16 protein-coding genes are annotated in these 16,780 nt (G+C 41.2%); 15 read left to right on the top strand and 1 reads right to left on the bottom strand.

The window, feature by feature from the left end; genetic code table 11:
- Positions 1 to 6: 6 nt before the first annotated feature.
- Positions 7 to 675 carry a stage III sporulation protein AG gene (spoIIIAG, locus tag HC179_RS13015; protein ID WP_168864687.1) on the top strand — a complete coding sequence of 223 codons (669 nt, stop codon included), beginning with the start codon at positions 7 to 9 and terminating at the stop codon, positions 673 to 675.
- A 3-nt stretch (positions 676 to 678) separates the two neighbouring features.
- Positions 679 to 1,323 (top strand): SpoIIIAH-like family protein, encoded by a 645-nt coding sequence (locus tag HC179_RS13010; RefSeq protein ID WP_168864686.1) that lies wholly within the window; start codon positions 679 to 681, stop codon positions 1,321 to 1,323.
- A gap of 62 nt (positions 1,324 to 1,385) precedes the next feature.
- Here HC179_RS13010 and HC179_RS13005 read toward each other — a convergent pair whose 3' ends face one another.
- A complete protein-coding gene (locus HC179_RS13005; protein ID WP_168864685.1) occupies positions 1,386 to 2,363 on the bottom strand; it encodes a nuclease-related domain-containing protein in 978 nt (325 codons plus the stop codon).
- Between the two features lie 1,009 nt (positions 2,364 to 3,372).
- Between HC179_RS13005 and accB the strand changes: the two genes are divergently transcribed.
- From accB to recN, 13 genes are all read left to right on the top strand, one after another.
- Positions 3,373 to 3,891 (top strand): acetyl-CoA carboxylase biotin carboxyl carrier protein, encoded by a 519-nt coding sequence (gene accB, locus HC179_RS13000; protein ID WP_168864684.1) that lies wholly within the window; start codon positions 3,373 to 3,375, stop codon positions 3,889 to 3,891.
- Positions 3,892 to 3,907: 16 nt separating this feature from the next.
- Positions 3,908 to 5,260 carry an acetyl-CoA carboxylase biotin carboxylase subunit gene (gene accC / locus HC179_RS12995; protein ID WP_168864683.1) on the top strand — a complete coding sequence of 451 codons (1,353 nt, stop codon included), beginning with the start codon at positions 3,908 to 3,910 and terminating at the stop codon, positions 5,258 to 5,260.
- Positions 5,261 to 5,281: 21 nt separating this feature from the next.
- The gene (locus HC179_RS12990) at positions 5,282 to 5,686 is read left to right on the top strand and encodes an Asp23/Gls24 family envelope stress response protein (RefSeq protein ID WP_010194870.1); all 405 of its coding nucleotides are present in this window, start codon (positions 5,282 to 5,284) and stop codon (positions 5,684 to 5,686) included.
- Between the two features lie 379 nt (positions 5,687 to 6,065).
- Positions 6,066 to 6,467 carry a transcription antitermination factor NusB gene (gene nusB, locus HC179_RS12985; protein WP_168864682.1) on the top strand — a complete coding sequence of 134 codons (402 nt, stop codon included), beginning with the start codon at positions 6,066 to 6,068 and terminating at the stop codon, positions 6,465 to 6,467.
- Between the two features lie 27 nt (positions 6,468 to 6,494).
- Positions 6,495 to 7,370: a bifunctional methylenetetrahydrofolate dehydrogenase/methenyltetrahydrofolate cyclohydrolase FolD gene (gene folD, locus HC179_RS12980; protein WP_168864681.1), complete on the top strand. Its 876-nt coding sequence runs from the start codon at positions 6,495 to 6,497 to the stop codon at positions 7,368 to 7,370.
- Between the two features lie 85 nt (positions 7,371 to 7,455).
- Positions 7,456 to 8,811: an exodeoxyribonuclease VII large subunit gene (gene xseA / locus HC179_RS12975; protein WP_168864680.1), complete on the top strand. Its 1,356-nt coding sequence runs from the start codon at positions 7,456 to 7,458 to the stop codon at positions 8,809 to 8,811.
- Positions 8,804 to 9,040 (top strand): exodeoxyribonuclease VII small subunit, encoded by a 237-nt coding sequence (locus HC179_RS12970; RefSeq protein WP_168864679.1) that lies wholly within the window; start codon positions 8,804 to 8,806, stop codon positions 9,038 to 9,040. The genes xseA and HC179_RS12970 overlap by 8 nt, the downstream gene beginning before the upstream one ends.
- Positions 9,041 to 9,052: 12 nt before the next feature.
- Positions 9,053 to 9,937 carry a polyprenyl synthetase family protein gene (locus tag HC179_RS12965; protein ID WP_168864754.1) on the top strand — a complete coding sequence of 295 codons (885 nt, stop codon included), beginning with the start codon at positions 9,053 to 9,055 and terminating at the stop codon, positions 9,935 to 9,937.
- A gap of 769 nt (positions 9,938 to 10,706) precedes the next feature.
- Positions 10,707 to 11,306 carry a hypothetical protein gene (locus HC179_RS12960; RefSeq protein ID WP_168864678.1) on the top strand — a complete coding sequence of 200 codons (600 nt, stop codon included), beginning with the start codon at positions 10,707 to 10,709 and terminating at the stop codon, positions 11,304 to 11,306.
- A 22-nt stretch (positions 11,307 to 11,328) separates the two neighbouring features.
- On the top strand, positions 11,329 to 13,221 hold the full coding sequence (gene dxs, locus HC179_RS12955; RefSeq protein WP_168864677.1) for a 1-deoxy-D-xylulose-5-phosphate synthase: 1,893 nt from the start codon (positions 11,329 to 11,331) through the stop codon (positions 13,219 to 13,221).
- A gap of 6 nt (positions 13,222 to 13,227) precedes the next feature.
- Positions 13,228 to 14,064: a TlyA family RNA methyltransferase gene (locus HC179_RS12950; RefSeq protein ID WP_168864676.1), complete on the top strand. Its 837-nt coding sequence runs from the start codon at positions 13,228 to 13,230 to the stop codon at positions 14,062 to 14,064.
- A 92-nt stretch (positions 14,065 to 14,156) separates the two neighbouring features.
- The gene (ahrC, locus tag HC179_RS12945) at positions 14,157 to 14,606 is read left to right on the top strand and encodes a transcriptional regulator AhrC/ArgR (RefSeq protein ID WP_010194884.1); all 450 of its coding nucleotides are present in this window, start codon (positions 14,157 to 14,159) and stop codon (positions 14,604 to 14,606) included.
- A 22-nt stretch (positions 14,607 to 14,628) separates the two neighbouring features.
- Entirely contained in the window at positions 14,629 to 16,335 is a 1,707-nt protein-coding gene (recN, locus tag HC179_RS12940) for a DNA repair protein RecN (RefSeq protein WP_168864675.1), read from the top strand.
- Positions 16,336 to 16,780 lie beyond the last annotated feature (445 nt).

Raw genomic sequence — 16,780 nt, 5'->3', positions numbered from 1 at the left:
TACAAGGTGGAAAAGAAAAACCAAGCATTCATTCCATGGCTAAAATCTCTGCTTACCAATCAGTCAAAAGATAAAAAAGCAAAATACCAATACATGACGGTCATACTCGTCCTTGGTGTAGGATTCATCTTATTTGGAAATCTGTTTTTTGGAGGAGACAGTGCAACTTCTCCTGGCGGCGGGGTTCTGCCAGCCATGAAGCAGGAAGAACCGAAAGATGAACCGGTATTTGGACAAAATGACGATGCCAACGCACCTTCTACTATCTCTGATTACGAGGCAAGCTTTGAGAATCAGCTGAAAGATGCACTCGAGGCAATCACCGGCGTCAATGACGTATCTGTCGTCGTTAACGTGGATGCTTCCGAGCAAAAAGTCTTTCAGAAAAACGTGACCACCTCCCAGCAAAACACGGTCGAAACAGACCAGCAAGGGGGAAAACGTGATGTTACTGATACTTCAAAAGATGAACAAGTCCTCGTCATCAGGAAAAATGAACAAGAAATTCCGGTCGTAACCGAAACCAAAAAACCGGTCATACGTGGAGTTCTGATTGTAGCAAAGGGCGCTGAAAATATACATGTAAAACAAATGATTTTGGAGGCTGTCACCAGAGTGCTAGACGTACCACAGCACAAGGTAGCAGTACTTCCAAAAAAATCCGAGGGGGAATAATCCATGTTATTAAAAAAACAAACCGTTTGGTTACTAACTATGTTAAGTCTCGTTTTTGTCCTATCCGCTTACTACTTTATCGGTGATCAACAAGCTGGCGAACAACTGGCAAATGACGCCACAGAACAACCAGCAGCCACTGAATCAGCTGAAAATCACGGCGGTGAAGAAGGTGAAGCAGCTGGCACTGATGAAGAAGAAGGAACTGAAGGCGTTGAAGGCGAAGAAGCGACAGAGGAAGATGGCAGTGCTGTAGTAAAATATATCTCTTCTGACGAGACACTAGCAGAAATGCGCTATGAATTGGAAAACCTTCGCAGCGTTCACCGTGCAGAATTAAAAGAAATGATGGCAAGTACAGAACTACCAGCAGAAGAAATCTCCAAAGCAGTTGACCAATACAACGAACTTGCACAAATCTCTGAAAAAGAACTAATCCTAGAGTCCACGATCCGTTCCCATAAGGACGTAGATGATGCACTTGTACGCGTGACAGACGGCAAAATCCGAGTAACAGTCAAAACAGCAGCACACTCGCCACAAATGGCAAACGACATCTATCACATGGTACGCCAAGAATTCAAAGACGTACGTAACGAAGACATCGCTTTCGACTTCCCACCAGTAACGGAAGAAGGCGCCGAATAATAGATTGTTGCAAAGGCCGAAGCCCTGGGAATTGTGGGGCTTCGGTTTTTTGTTTTGGTTTATTAAAAATAGACTCTTTGACTGGTGTTACCTGAATACGATAGATCTGATGAAAGCAATAAACGTCTGGCAGTTCGTTCGTTTTTAATTTCAGTTATTTTCTGAAACTCGGAAACAGTGATAGTAGGGCTGATCAATAGCCTATAGTCCTGAAGTAGCTTGATGTGTGCCTCCTTGCAAGTGTTGTTACATTTTTGACACAACCAAGAACCAAATATTCTCTCGCAACCTATATGAAAACATTTCTGGCACTGCACACCTTTTAGTATACAATCTGGAGATACTCCATAATCTTTTTCCAAATCTATAGAAGTGATGGGCTCGTTCTTCTTGATTATAAGCGAGCTTAGTTTACGCACATTTTTTGCGTCCCAGGTTTCTTTAGTGTGTTTTTTGGTGAAGTCTGTAACCTTTGCTTCAACCCCGGAATTACGGACAACCATGTTTTTAACGAGGTTTGGGTGCGAAATACATTTTATCTCTGCTCTTGAGTTCGCAATGACTACTAAACTTTCACAGGAACCAGGCTGAATTTTATAGTCTTTTAACCAGCTTTTGAACTTAGTGAGTTGATTTTGTACTTGGATAATAGGATCGGAGTAGGTGATAGTTTTATCGACTTCATTTTCGGTGAATTTTTGAATGAGTTGTTGGAAGGCTGGGTCAAACTCAAGGGTGCCTTTCATATACTTAGCATCTAATATGAGGATAAAAGTTGGGAAGATCAGAAGTGTGTCAATTTGAAAGTGATGCCCTTTATAAGGTAGCCTTATATCTTGTAAAACATAAAACTCTCCTTCTTCTTCGGGTAACAATTCCAAGTAGTAATTAAGTGACTCTTCTCCTTTAAAACCAGCTATGTTTTTACCGAGATCTGATTTTATTTTGGGCAATATGGGGTGAGAATGTGGGAGGCGCCGACTTAAGGCTTCTAACACTTTGATTTTTAAAGACATTTCACGCTCTTTTAATATGATCATAGGCATGCAGCTCCATTTCTTTCAGATGTTACTATTTTTGACATTGAGGTAGCTTTTTCCTGCAAAACTTGTCAAATTTTCTGAGAATCTTTTGTATTGGGGGTGGGTTTTATTAGAAAGCTTTTAGCAAATTAATCTTTTGAACTTTTGGTGCAAAGTTGTGGGAAATTAGCGGAAAAACTTAAGAAATGAGGGTATTTTAGGGGTGTATAAAATGGTTCGGACAAACTACTTGTGACTTCGGACAATTTCATACTGATTTGGACGGGTGTTCGGACAATTAGGTGGGGTCGTTCGGACAAGAATTGGGGGTGTTTGGTCATTTGAAAAATAGGTTTGGTCAACTTTCTTGAAACTTTGGACAACTATACAAAATCTTTGGCCAACTTTCGAGAATCTTCGGTCAACTTCCGGTAAACTTTGGACATTTAGTGAAAATCACATATTGTGGACGGGCTGCTGCCTAAATTTTATGGGAGATGAAAGTGAAATTTGAGGAAAAATCATAAAATGAAGCCGTTTTGAGCGCGTTTAAAATGGTTCGGACAAATTACTAGAGACCTCGGACATTTTGATACCGATTTGGACGGATATTCGGACACTTAGGTATGAAACTTCGGTCAGACTCAAAATACTTCGGACACTCTGCAAAGTCACCTAACAAGTTAACAATATTCCTTGCATATCAGCATCACCATTTGCAAAACCTTCCACGCTAAAGTCACTTATTCCCCAACACTCCCCCTATCCACCACAACTAAAATCCCCTATAATAGTAACTAAAGCGTTTTCATCATGCCGCCAAAGCCACTAGCATCCTAAATTCGCCATCAACCAAACTTAGCACTAGGTAATAATATCTATTACTATTTTTAGTTGAATTTCGGAAGCTTGTATCGTATGATGAATATGAACTATTTTGTTAAAATGTACATAGCAACATCTAGGCAACAGTAAGCAACATCAATGCAGCAACTAATCATCAAAAGGACCGAGGAGTGAAGGAAATATGTTAAAGATCCAAGAAATCAGAGAAATTATTAAGTTGATAGACCAATCCAATATAGATGAATTCACGTATGAAAATGAAGGTTCCAAAATTAAAATGAAAAAGCATGCGGCGCAATCTGTGCTGAGCACGCAAGTAGCTGCTCCAGCACCACAAGCAGTACCGCAACAACAAGCACCACAGGCAGTACCACAAGCACAAGCTCCAGCTCAGCAAGCTCAAACACCTGCAGCTGAAGCAAAACAAGAAGCAGCGGCACCAAAACAGGAAGATACTAATCTACATAAAATTACATCACCGATGGTAGGGACATTCTATGCTTCTCCATCACCTGATCAAGCGGCATACGTACAGGAAGGCGATAAAGTTGGCGAAAACTCTGTTGTTTGTATCGTAGAAGCAATGAAACTGTTCAATGAGATTGAAGCAGAAGTCAAAGGCGAAATTGTCGAGGTTTTGGTTGATAATGGCCAATTAGTAGAATATGGTCAACCTTTATTCCTTGTAAAAACAGTATAAGGAGGGGGCGACACTCATGATAAAAAAAGTATTGATTGCTAATAGAGGAGAAATTGCTGTACGAATTATTCGTGCATGTAAAGAAATGAATATCGAGACAGTGGCTGTTTATTCGGAAGCGGATAAAGAATCCCTTCATGTACAGTTGGCAGATGAAGCATATTGTGTAGGACCAAAAACGTCAAAAGACAGCTACCTTAATTTTACCAACATCATTAGCGTGGCAAAACTTACGGCGTCTGATGCTATTCACCCTGGGTACGGATTCCTTGCAGAGAACTCGGATTTTGCCGAGCTATGCCGTGAGTGTAACATTACATTTATAGGACCAAGTCCAGAAGCAATTAGCAAAATGGGAACAAAAGATGTGGCACGTGAAACAATGCGTAAAGCTGGTGTTCCGATTGTCCCTGGTTCCCAAGGCATCATTGAAAATATTAACGACGGTATAACAATTGCTAACGATATTGGGTATCCGGTTATCATCAAGGCAACGGCAGGCGGAGGCGGAAAAGGTATCCGTGTTGCAAGAAATGAAGAGGAATTGAAAAAGGGTATCTCTATTACGCAACAGGAAGCGGCAACTGCTTTCGGTAATCCTGGTGTGTATCTGGAAAAATTCATTGAAGACTTCCGTCACGTTGAGATTCAAGTAATGGCAGATGGTCATGGTAATACGATTCACCTTGGTGAGCGTGACTGTTCCATCCAGCGCCGTCTTCAGAAGCTTGTAGAAGAAACACCTTCACCTGTCCTTGATGAAGAGATTCGTGCGCAAATGGGTGAAGCGGCAGTAAAAGCTGCTGAAGCAGTGGACTATATGGGTGCAGGTACGATAGAATTTATTTATGACTATCAAGATAGAAAATTCTACTTCATGGAAATGAACACCCGTATCCAAGTGGAGCATCCTGTTACGGAAATGGTAACAGGGGTGGATCTAATCAAGGAAATGATTCGGGTTGCATCTGGTGAAACATTATCTCTTAAGCAAGAAGATGTTGTTTTCAACGGCTGGTCGATTGAATGCCGTATAAATGCAGAAAATCCAGAAAAGAACTTTATGCCTTCACCAGGGAAGATTGAGATGTATCTTCCGCCAGGTGGTCTTGGGGTTCGAGTGGATTCGGCTGTTTACCCTGGTTACAGCATACCGCCATATTACGATTCCATGGTGGCAAAGCTAATCACATATGGAGCAACACGTGAAGAAGCCGTTTCAAGAATGAAACGTGCGTTAAGCGAGTTTATTATTGAAGGCGTTCATACTACGATTCCTTTCCATCTGAAGCTTATGGACCACGAAAAATTCAAAGATGGGGACTTTAATACGAAATTTCTTGAGAAATATGATGTCATGAATTCTTAACTATTTTTAGGAGGGTTAATTATGAGCGAAAGAAACTTATTAGAAATGGAAAACAACAATTCACTTGGTAAAGTTGAAATTGCTCCTGAAGTCATCGAAGTTATTGCCGGTATTGCTGCTTCCGAAGTAGAAGGTGTCATGTCGATGCGTGGTAACTTTGCTGCTGGTGTGGTAGAGAGACTTGGGAAGAAGAATCACGGTAAAGGTGTAAAAGTAGACCTTTCCGAAGAAGGTATTAAAGTGGATGTATTTTGTGTGATGCAGTTTGGCATTTCCATCCCGACAGTTGCACAAAAAGTACAAGACAACATTCGTCAAGCATTGTTGAATATGACTGCTTTGGAAATTACAGAAGTTAATATTCATGTTGTCGGCGTACAATTTGAAGCACAAAAGAATGAAGTGGAAGTAGAACAAGAAATTTAATAGTACGTCACCTTGTAGGCACTCTCATAGATGGGTGTCTACAATTTTTTTGTATAGGAAAGTAACCATGCCAAGTTTCCCTTGTGTTCGCTCACATAATTAGGTACAATTTTAGTCGCTACTTTTAACTAGACTTTGTTGAAAAGTATAGTAGGGTATTATCTCGGTAAAGATGAAACTGACATAATTAAATAGAAGAATGACACCTTTCAAGCTCCCCCAGAGCAAATGATGAAAACGGTTAATTCCGAACATTTAATGAAAGTAGAATCATTTTGTATGTAATTTAGCTAAAAAACGAATGAAAAACATGTGTTTTTTTATAAAAATGTGCTATTATCTTTTTATACTAGTATAGGCACGATAAGGAGATCGAACAATGAAACGTAGTGAATCAAGAGAAAAGGCGCTTCAAGCCATTTTTCAAATGGATTTAAGTGATATTGCGCCTGATGAAGCAATCACAAATGTATTAGAAGAAGGGGAAAAGGCGGATGCTTTCCTAAGCAGTATCGTGTTTGGCACGATAGAGCATCAGGCAGAAATCGATTCCACGTTGAAATCCCATTTGGAGAAGTGGTCACTTGACCGCCTTGGAACAGTGGACCGCACCATTCTTCGCATGACTGTTTTTGAAATGATGTTTGTTGAAGAAATTCCGGTTAATGTCAGCATGAATGAAGCGATAGAACTTGCTAAAACATTTGGTGATGACAAATCAAGCGGATTTATTAACGCAGTCCTATCTAAAGTAAAAACTACCATTGAAAATAATGCATAAGTAGTAGCATAAAAGGGGGAGCTATTCATGTCAGCAGTTATAGTATCAGGTAAAGATCTTGCAAAGGAAAAGAGAGCTTTTATTAAAGAAAAGGTTACTGAGCTACATACGGAAAAGAATATCCAACCAAGCTTGGCTGTTATTTTGGTAGGGCAGGACCCTGCTTCTCAATCCTATGTTCGAGCGAAACAGAAAGCTTGTGAGGAAGCTGGTATTACGAGTATTTTGGAAAAATATCCAAGTTCAATCACACAAGAAGAATTGCTGGAAAGAATCACTCATTTTAACGGTGATGCTTCTGTGCATGGCATTCTGGTGCAATTACCTTTGCCTGATCACATAGACGAACTGGCTGTTATTGAACATATTTCCCCTAATAAAGATGTGGATGGGTTTCATCCTGTAAATATCGGTAGAATGATGATTGATCAGAAATCATTTCTCCCTTGTACGCCATATGGAATAGTGGAAATGATTAAGTCACTCGACGTTTCTATTTCTGGGAAGCATGTCGTGGTTATTGGAAGAAGTAATATAGTTGGGAAGCCGGTAGGGCAATTACTCTTAAAAGAGGATGCGACTGTTACTTATTGTCATTCTCGTACAAAGGATTTGGCTTCCATTACTAAACAGGCTGATATCTTAATTGCTGCAGTTGGTCGCGCAAAACTAATCGGTCCTCAATACGTGAAGGGTGGGGCTATTGTGATTGATGTTGGCGTTAATAGACTAGATACAGGTAAACTGTGTGGAGATGTGGATTTTGAAGCGGTGAAAGAAAAAGCAAGCTATATCACACCTGTTCCTGGAGGGGTCGGTCCAATGACGATTACGATGTTGTTGCATAATACGCTACAATCAGCACAAAACGAGGCGTGTGAAAACAAGACGTTTTCCAGGTAATATGGTATCTTAGAAGATGGATGGGACTTAAGGTTCTTCCGTCTTTTTTTTCGTATCACCATGCTTCAAAAAGGAGTTAACGATTATGAGTGAACGCAGGTACTTAACGGTTACTGCTTTAACAAAATACATAAAAAGAAAGTTTGATGTGGACCCTCATTTGCAAGATGTATGGCTGAAAGGGGAGATTTCCAATTTCAAGCAACATAGCAGAGGGCATATGTACTTCACGCTAAAAGACCAAAACGCTAGACTCCAGGTAGTCATGTTTGCCGGGCAGAACCGCAATCTTGCCTTTAAACCGCAAGAAGGGATGAAGGTCCTTGTTCGTGGGGAAGTTACGGTCTATGAGGCAAATGGATCCTATCAGATGTACATAAAAGAAATGCAGCCAGATGGCGTTGGTAGTCTGTTTTTAGCTTATGAGGAGCTGAAAAAGAAGCTATCCAAGGAAGGGTTGTTTTCTCCTGATTACAAAAAAACGCTACCAAAATACCCGCGTGCTGTAGGGGTCATCACTTCCCCAACGGGAGCAGCTGTCAGGGATATCATCACTACCTTGAAGAGAAGATATCCACTAACGAAAATAATCGTTATCCCCGCATTAGTACAAGGGGTGAATGCAGCTCCTTCCATCGTGAAGGCCATTCAAACGGCTAACAAAATACCTAATCTTGATGTGCTTATTGTGGGCCGTGGTGGAGGGTCCATTGAAGAGTTATGGGCATTTAATGAAGAAGTCGTAGCTAGAGAAATTTTTGCGTCGAAGCTACCGATTATTTCAGCAGTTGGACATGAAACAGACTTTACGATAGCTGATTTCGTAGCGGATATGCGTGCACCTACCCCAACTGCAGCGGCAGAATTGGCTGTTCCGCATATAAACGAATTGATGGAGAGACTATCCGATCGTAAATTCCGGTTGCACAGAGCTTCCAACAAGCTAATGCAACATTACAAAGACAGGTTGATAGCTTTACAAAAATCGTATGCCTTCAGGTTTCCGAAGAATCTATATGCGCAAAAGCAACAAGACCTAGATCGCACAATGGATAATTTAGAAATGGCGATGAAAAGAATGGCAGAACGCAAGCATGATAAGTGGGAGCAACTTGCCGGAAGGTTTGCTAGAAACCATCCTAAAAAGCAATGGGAAGCAAATAAACTTACACTTGAACAGCAGACGAAGTTGCTAACGAGGCAGATGCAACAAACACTCCAAAAGAAACAATGGGAATTTCAACATAAACTTTCCCAAATGGACGCCTTAAGTCCTCTTAAAATAATGAACAGGGGTTACAGTCTTGCATACCAGGAAGATGGCACTATTATTAAAAATGTGAATCAGGCAGAAAAAGGAGATACCATTCAAGTTCACCTTCAAGATGGCCGATTAGAATGTGAAATACAAGAAGTGAAGGAGCGAAAAGGAAATGAGTGAAAAAAAGGAAGTTACATTTGAAGAAGCAATGAAAGATTTGGAAACCATTGTAGAAAAACTTGAAGAAGGTGATGTTCCATTAGAAGAAGCCATTTCTTTTTACAAAGAAGGAATGAAATTGTCCAAGCTTTGTCATGACAAGCTTTCTCATGTAGAGGAAGAGATGGAGCAGATTTTGAAAGAAAACGGTGAATTGGAGTCATTCCAAGTACAGGAGGATGAAGCTTAATTGTCACAGCTGATGGATCTACAAACTTTTATGAAAGATAGAAAGAAATTGGTGGAGGATGCCCTCTATTCCTATATGAATTCTGTTCAAGCACCAGAAGTTTTACTGGAATCCATGAATTATTCACTGAAAGCAGGCGGAAAAAGACTTCGACCTTTGTTAGTGCTTGCGACGTTAAAGTCTTTTGGAAAACCGGAAGAACTGGGAATACCAGTAGCTTGTGCCGTGGAGATGATACACACCTATTCTCTAGTGCACGATGATCTTCCGAGTATGGATGATGACGACTTTAGACGCGGAAAGCCTACTAATCATAAGATGTTTGGTGAAGCGATGGCAATACTGGCTGGTGATGCCCTACTCACTCATAGCTTTGAGGTCATGGAGGATCTATTGAATCTAGACGTCAAGCCAATGAAAGTTGTTACCTTGATGAAAGAGTTAGCCAAAGCTGCAGGGCCAAGAGGTATGGTCGGAGGACAGGTTGCGGATATGGAGGGAGAAGGCGCACAACTCTCACTTCAGGACCTTGAATATATACATAGAAACAAAACAGGGAAGCTTCTCGGATATAGCATTGTTGCAGGTGCCATACTGGGGGATGCAACAGAAGAACAGATTTCGAAATTAGAACAATTCGCCGACCACTTAGGCCTTGCATTCCAAATCAGGGATGACATTCTTGATATTGAAGGGGATGCGTCTAAGATTGGTAAGCCCGTAGGGTCAGATACCCTTAACGAAAAAGTGACTTATCCATCTCTACTAACCATGAATGGCGCAAAAGAAAAGTTGGAATATCATATTAATGAGGCGAAGCAAATTCTATCTGACATACCATTAGAGTCTGATCTTTTGGTACAACTTTGCGATCTAATTGCCAAAAGGGACCATTAATCGACAAAAGTAGCAGTCAAAATTGAGCATTTCCTCTTTTTGTGGTATAGTATATGGTACAAATGAGTGGTGCAGTATTCTAGTCAGTCCACCTTTTCTGAAGGCGGGCCTAAAAATCCGCTAAAGGGCACATCGATGAAGTTCCTTGTGTCGGCTTGAGGCGCCCAGCCTTGGGTTGATGCTGGGAGTTAAGGTAGTAGGGCGATCCACAATGGCATGTGGGCGAAGACCCTACTTCCGTGGAGGCCCATTCTTACGCTTGTTAATCCCCTTGGGGAGCAAGTAGTGGAATGGTGATAAACCTGTATTATATCTAACTGGGTTAGGTATAAGCAGCGTAGCCTGCCTTGAGTGGAATCGGAGGGGATTATGGTAGGGGATTTTTTCACTAGGCCGGTGAATCTATCTATGTATTCCATATGAAATCCGTTCTGCAAAAGAGGCTAAGACAAGGTTTAAGGGCTGTAGAGGAAAACTCCTAGACTGTTCTAAATATAAGACATGTATTGGGGATTATAGTGCGGACTAAGTGGTAATCCAGTCTAGTCGATGGCGACACGGCTAAGGCAGGTTTAAAGGGAAACCGCCAGTATGGCGACATCTGGTACTTGCTTGGGAAAACCTACTGGACCTAAGCCGCAGTTTTTACTCAATGCATGACCACTTTTACATAAAAACTATTGAAGTTTGGTGGATTAAAAATTTTTGTCTATAATAAAATGTAAGATAACTACAAAAGCTTACTTATATAGAGTTGGGATTTTATACTATGGTTAATAAATGGAAAGATGCAATAAATTGGAGTTTAGCTATCGCCGTTATCACACTCGTGTTAGCGGCTATTTTTTCAATCGTTTCCACCTACTTACTTTCAGGAGTAACATGGGCAGTAGGGATGGTCATTGTATTTATCATCGTCTTTATCGGTATTTTTTTTGATATGCTTGGTATTGCTTCCACAGCTGCAGATGAAACTCCATTTCATGCGATGGCAGCGGAAAGGGTAAACGGTTCCAAACAAGCCATACAGATTGTCAGGAATGCGGATCGGTTTGCAAGTTTTTGTAATGATGTTATCGGTGATATTTCTGGGATTATCAGTGGAACTGCATCTGCCATTGTAGTCATTTCCTTCACCCTTTCGGTGGGGCAAACCGAAGACTCTTTGTTCCATTATATTGTGGCTGTTGTCTTCACAAGCGTTGTGGCAGCTGTTACAGTTGGAGGAAAGGCTTTTGGAAAGTCGATGGCAATTCGGTATTCTACACCTATTCTGTTTCAAGTGGGAAGGCTGTTTTATATACTAGAAGACAAATTTAACATTGTGGTCTTAAAAGAAAATAAAAAGCGTAAAAATAAGCGAAATTAGCAAGGAAAGAGAGTGATCCCTTTTGGATCTTACAAAGATTAAAAATCCGCAATTTTTAAAGAAAATGTCTATAGATGAACTGGAGAGCCTTAGCGAGGATATCAGACGTTTTCTGATAGAACAGCTCTCCACATCAGGCGGCCATATCGGGCCGAACCTTGGGGTAGTCGAACTCACTGTTGCTTTGCACAAAGTGTTTGACAGCCCTAAAGACAAGTTTTTATGGGATGTTGGTCACCAGGCCTATGTCCATAAAATTTTGACAGGAAGAGCCTGTGATTTTGGTACGTTGCGTAAATATAAAGGTCTCTGTGGGTTTCCGAAAAGGAATGAGTCTGAGCATGATGTTTGGGAAACGGGACATTCTTCCACCTCTCTTTCTGGAGCGATGGGTATGGCGGCCGCTCGTGACATCAAAGGAACCGATGAGTATGTTATTCCGATTATCGGCGATGGTGCCTTAACAGGCGGAATGGCACTAGAAGCATTAAATCATATTGGTCATGAAAAGAAAGACATGATTGTTATCTTAAATGATAATGAAATGTCCATTGCTCCAAATGTCGGTGCATTGCATAGTGCGCTTGGAAGAATGCGTACTGCTGGTAAGTACAATTGGGTAAAAGACGAACTGGAAGTGCTTCTTAAGAAAATACCTGCAGTTGGCGGGAAACTGGCGTCAACGGCTGAGCGCATCAAAGACAGTTTGAAGTACCTTGTTGTCAGCGGGATGTTTTTTGAAGAACTTGGTTTTACTTACCTTGGACCAATTGATGGACATAATTACAACGATTTAATTGAAAATCTAAAATATGCAAAGAAAACAGAAGGCCCTGTCCTTATTCATGTGGTTACGAAAAAAGGAAAAGGCTACGAGCCGGCTGAATTGGACACTATCGGTACGTGGCATGGAACTGGGCCGTATAAAATTGAAACAGGTGATTTCCTGAAGCCAGTTGGCGGTCCGCCAGCGTGGAGCAGTGTAGTCAGTGAAACAGTCCGTAAACTTGCGCGTGAAGACGAGCGTATCGTGGCCCTGACACCTGCAATGCCAGTAGGATCTAAGCTTGAAGGTTTTGCAAAAGAATTTCCAGATCGCATGTTTGATGTCGGAATTGCAGAGCAGCATGCTGTCACGATGGCAGCTGGTCTAGCAACACAAGGAATGAAACCATTCCTAGCCATTTATTCCACCTTCTTGCAAAGAGGTTACGATCAAGTAGTGCATGATGTATGCCGTCAAAACTTAAATGTTTTCTTTGGGATTGATCGTTCCGGTTTAGTTGGGGAAGATGGCGAAACACATCAAGGTGTATTTGACATCGCCTTCCTAAGACATTTACCAAACATGGTTCTTATGATGCCTAAAGATGAAAACGAAGGCCAACACATGGTATATACGGCCAATAAGTATGACGATGGCCCGATTGCACTTCGCTATCCACGTGGAAACGGATTAGGTGTCAAAATGGATGAGGAATTAAAAGAGCTGCCAATTGGTTCTTGGGAAGTTCTGAAAGAAGGAACGGATGCAGTCATCCTTACATTTGGAACGACAATCGGAATGGCACTTGAAGCTGCCGATTATCTGAAAAAGGAAAACCTGTCAGTAAAAATTGTCAATGCGAGATTTATTAAACCGATGGATGAGGCGTTATTGCACGACCTCTTTAAATCAGGAATACCTTTTGTAACAATCGAAGAAGCAGTTCTTCAAGGTGGATTCGGTAGTGCGGTTGTCGAGTTTGCAAACGATAATGGCTATACGAACCGTATCGTAAGAATGGGAATTCCGGATCGCTTCATTGAGCATGGAAGTGTGAAGGAGCTGCTACAGGAAATAGATTTAACAACAGAAAAAGTCGTGGAAAATGTTAAATTGATTGCAGCTAGAAGAAAACAAAAAAGGGCTTAAGAATATATGGCGAAAAAAGAAAGAGTAGATGTACTTTTAGTGGAGCGCGGGCTTGTGGAAACGCGTGAGAAGGCAAAGCGCTCCATAATGGCAGGACTTGTATTTTCAAACGAACAACGGCTGGACAAGCCTGGTGAAAAAGTAGCAATAGATGCACCGTTGACAGTCAAAGGCAATGTCATGCCATATGTTAGTCGAGGTGGTTTAAAACTGGAGAAAGCACTAAAAGTCTTTAACTTGGATGTGAAAGACAAGATACTTCTTGATATCGGTGCTTCTACAGGTGGATTCACGGATTGCGCCCTGCAAAATGGAGCAAAGCTTAGCTACGCACTTGATGTAGGGTATAATCAACTGGCATGGAAACTCCGTCAAGATGAACGGGTAGTGGTGATGGAACGAACCAATTTCAGATACGTTACACCGGTGGACTTAAATGAAGGCATGCCGGATTTTGCCAGCATTGATGTTTCATTTATTTCATTGAAACTAATATTACCGGTTTTAAAAACCCTGCTTGTATCAGGCAGCGACGTAGTGGCGCTTGTTAAGCCTCAATTTGAAGCAGGAAGAGAGCAGGTCGGCAAAAAAGGTATTGTCCGTGAACCGAAGATACACGAAGCGGTGATGGATAAGATTATTGACTTCAGCTTGAAGGAAGGGTATGACGTGATGAATGCCTCTTACTCCCCGATTAAGGGAGGAGAGGGTAACATTGAATTCCTCCTTCATTTGCAATGGAATGGACATACAGAAGAAAACGCAGAAAATAATCTCGAAACTTCCATATCCGCTCTAGTTGCAGATGCGCACCTACAATTGAAGGTCGAAAAAGGGGAATAACTATTACGATGGTTGTTCCTTTTTTCTTTTACATATTGAAAGGTTTCCATTAACATAAAGCTAGGTTATATAGATTATTAAGGGGTGCCAACATGACAAAGGGCCAAAGACACATAAAGATTAGAGAATTAATTACAAACAGCGAAATAGAAACACAGGACGAGCTAGTTGATCGTTTGAAAAGTTTAGGTTTCAATGTGACTCAAGCGACCGTTTCAAGAGATATCAAAGAGCTTCATCTTGTAAAAGTTCCACTTCTTGACGGCAGATATAAATATAGCCTCCCAGCAGATCAACGCTTTAATCCTCTGCAAAAACTAAAACGTTCATTGATGGATGCGTTTGTGAAAATAGATATAGCAGGTCATATGATTGTGATGAAAACAATGCCCGGTAATGCAAATGCTATCGGTGTTTTAATTGATAATCTTGATTGGTCGGAAATTCTAGGTACTATTTGTGGTGATGATACATGTTTGATCATTTGCCGTACACCAGAGGATGCAAAAGAGTTATCGGACCGCTTTATAAATATGCTATAAAATCACGCGAGGATGTGATGTTATGATTGCTGAGTTAACCATTAAAAATTTTGCTATTATTGAAGCCCTTTCCGTATCATTTGACAAAGGGTTAACAGTTTTAACCGGAGAGACCGGCGCGGGTAAGTCAATTATCATTGATGCCATCCACTTGTTGGCAGGTGGAAGGGGATCCCACGAATTTGTCCGATTTGGTGAAAAAAGAGCGGAACTAGAGGGCTTATTTCTACTTGAAGATGTAAATCACCCTGCTTATAAGGTTTGTCAGGAGCTTGGAATAGAAATAGAAGACGAAATGGTTGTCTTGCGAAGAGAAATTCATGCTACCGGAAAAAGTGTTTGCCGTGTTAATGGAAAGCTAGTCACCATTGCACTATTAAGGGAAGTAGGACAAACATTAGTGGATATGCATGGTCAGCACGAACATCAGGAATTGATGGATCCGGACTTGCATCTCTCTCTCTTAGATCAGTTTGGCGGAGTGGCTATCCAAAAGGAACTCCAAGAGTATAGAAATATTTATACTTCTTTTAAGGACGTTGAAAAAAGGCTCCTAGAACTCACCGAAAATGAACAAAAAGTTGCTCATCGCCTTGATTTATTGCAGTTCCAGGCAGAAGAGATCAACAATGCACAACTAACCATTAATGAAGAAGATGAGTTGGTGGAAGAACGAAACAAAATAAGTAACTATGAACGCCTTTATCAATCGCTCAACAACTGTTACCACGCGATGCACGGGGAACAAAAGGGACTTGATTGGGTTGGACAAGCTATGTCTGAATCGGAAGGTCTGGAAGAAATCGATAAAAACCTTAAAGATGTTCATGAAATCATATCCAATTCTTATTATCAATTAGAAGAATTATCATATCGTATTAGGGATGAAATAGATCAGCTTGAGTATGATCCAAACCGTTTGGATTTTATTGAAGGAAGATTGAATGAAATTAAACAGTTGAAGCGTAAATACGGAAGTTCGGTTTCGGAGATATTAGAGTATGGTGCAAAGATAGAAGAAGAGCTCGAGACTTTGCAAAACCGTGATTCACACATTCATCAGTTGCAAGAATCATTAGAGTCGCTTAAACAAGATCTAGCACTTGAAGCGAAATCACTCACTGATGCACGAAGAAAAGCTTCCGAGAAATTGATGAAGAGCATCCATAAAGAGCTTAAAGACCTGTACTTGGAAAAAGCCATCTTTGATGTGAACATGGATGTGAAAAAGGAAAAGGCATCAGGTGATGTTGTGTTTGGTAGAAATGGCGTGGATGTTGTCGAGTTTTACCTTACAACAAACCCGGGGGAACCGTTGAAGCCAATGGCAAAAGTTGCTTCTGGTGGGGAGCTTTCCAGGATCATGCTCGCATTAAAGAGTATCTTCTCCAGGCACCAAGGCATTACCTCCATTATTTTTGACGAGGTTGATACAGGAGTCAGTGGCAGGGTGGCACAAGCTATCGCCGAGAAGATATATCAGGTTTCTGTCGATTCCCAGGTTCTTTGCATCTCCCACTTACCGCAAGTTGCTGCAATGTCTGACACCCATCTGTTCATCAGCAAGGAAGTGTCTGGTGAACGCACGAAAACAAAGGTTCGGGGACTAAATCAGGATGAAAAGGTACGTGAAATTGGCAGGATGATTTCGGGTGTGGAGATTACCTCTTTGACGAAGGAGCATGCACGCGAGTTGTTGGAGATCGCGGGCAGTATTAAGCAGGGGTAAGGAATTAGACCTTATAATTATAGTAAGCCGTTTGCACTTAGAGGTGTGGACGGTTTTTTGTTGTTTAAGAAATTGTAAAATAATGGTATAGTTTTAGCGTCATTCTTGATGGTTGGGATGAAAGACTTCAGTGACGAGGAAAAAGGAGGAGAGAAGTCCTCACCCCGTTATGAAGACCTTTGTGAGGAGAAAAAAGGTCCTCATCGTCGATATGAAGACCTCAACGACGATGAAGTAAGAGAAGCGAGGTCCTCATCGCCGATATGAAGACCTGAATGACGAGGAAATAAGAGGAGAGAGGTCCTCATCGCCCTTATGAAGACCTCAGTGACGAGGAAAAAGGAGAAGTGAGGTCCTCATCGCCGATATGAAGACCTGAATGACAAGGAAAAAGGAGAAGTGAAGTCCTCATCGCCGATATGAAGACCTGAATGACGATGAAGTA

It is taken from the genome of Bacillus sp. RO1 (assembly GCF_012524115.1).
Classification (GTDB): domain Bacteria; phylum Bacillota; class Bacilli; order Bacillales; family Bacillaceae_I; genus Sutcliffiella_A.
Note: the sequence above shows the minus strand (reverse complement) of the source record. Positions and strands in the feature narration are given on the sequence as shown.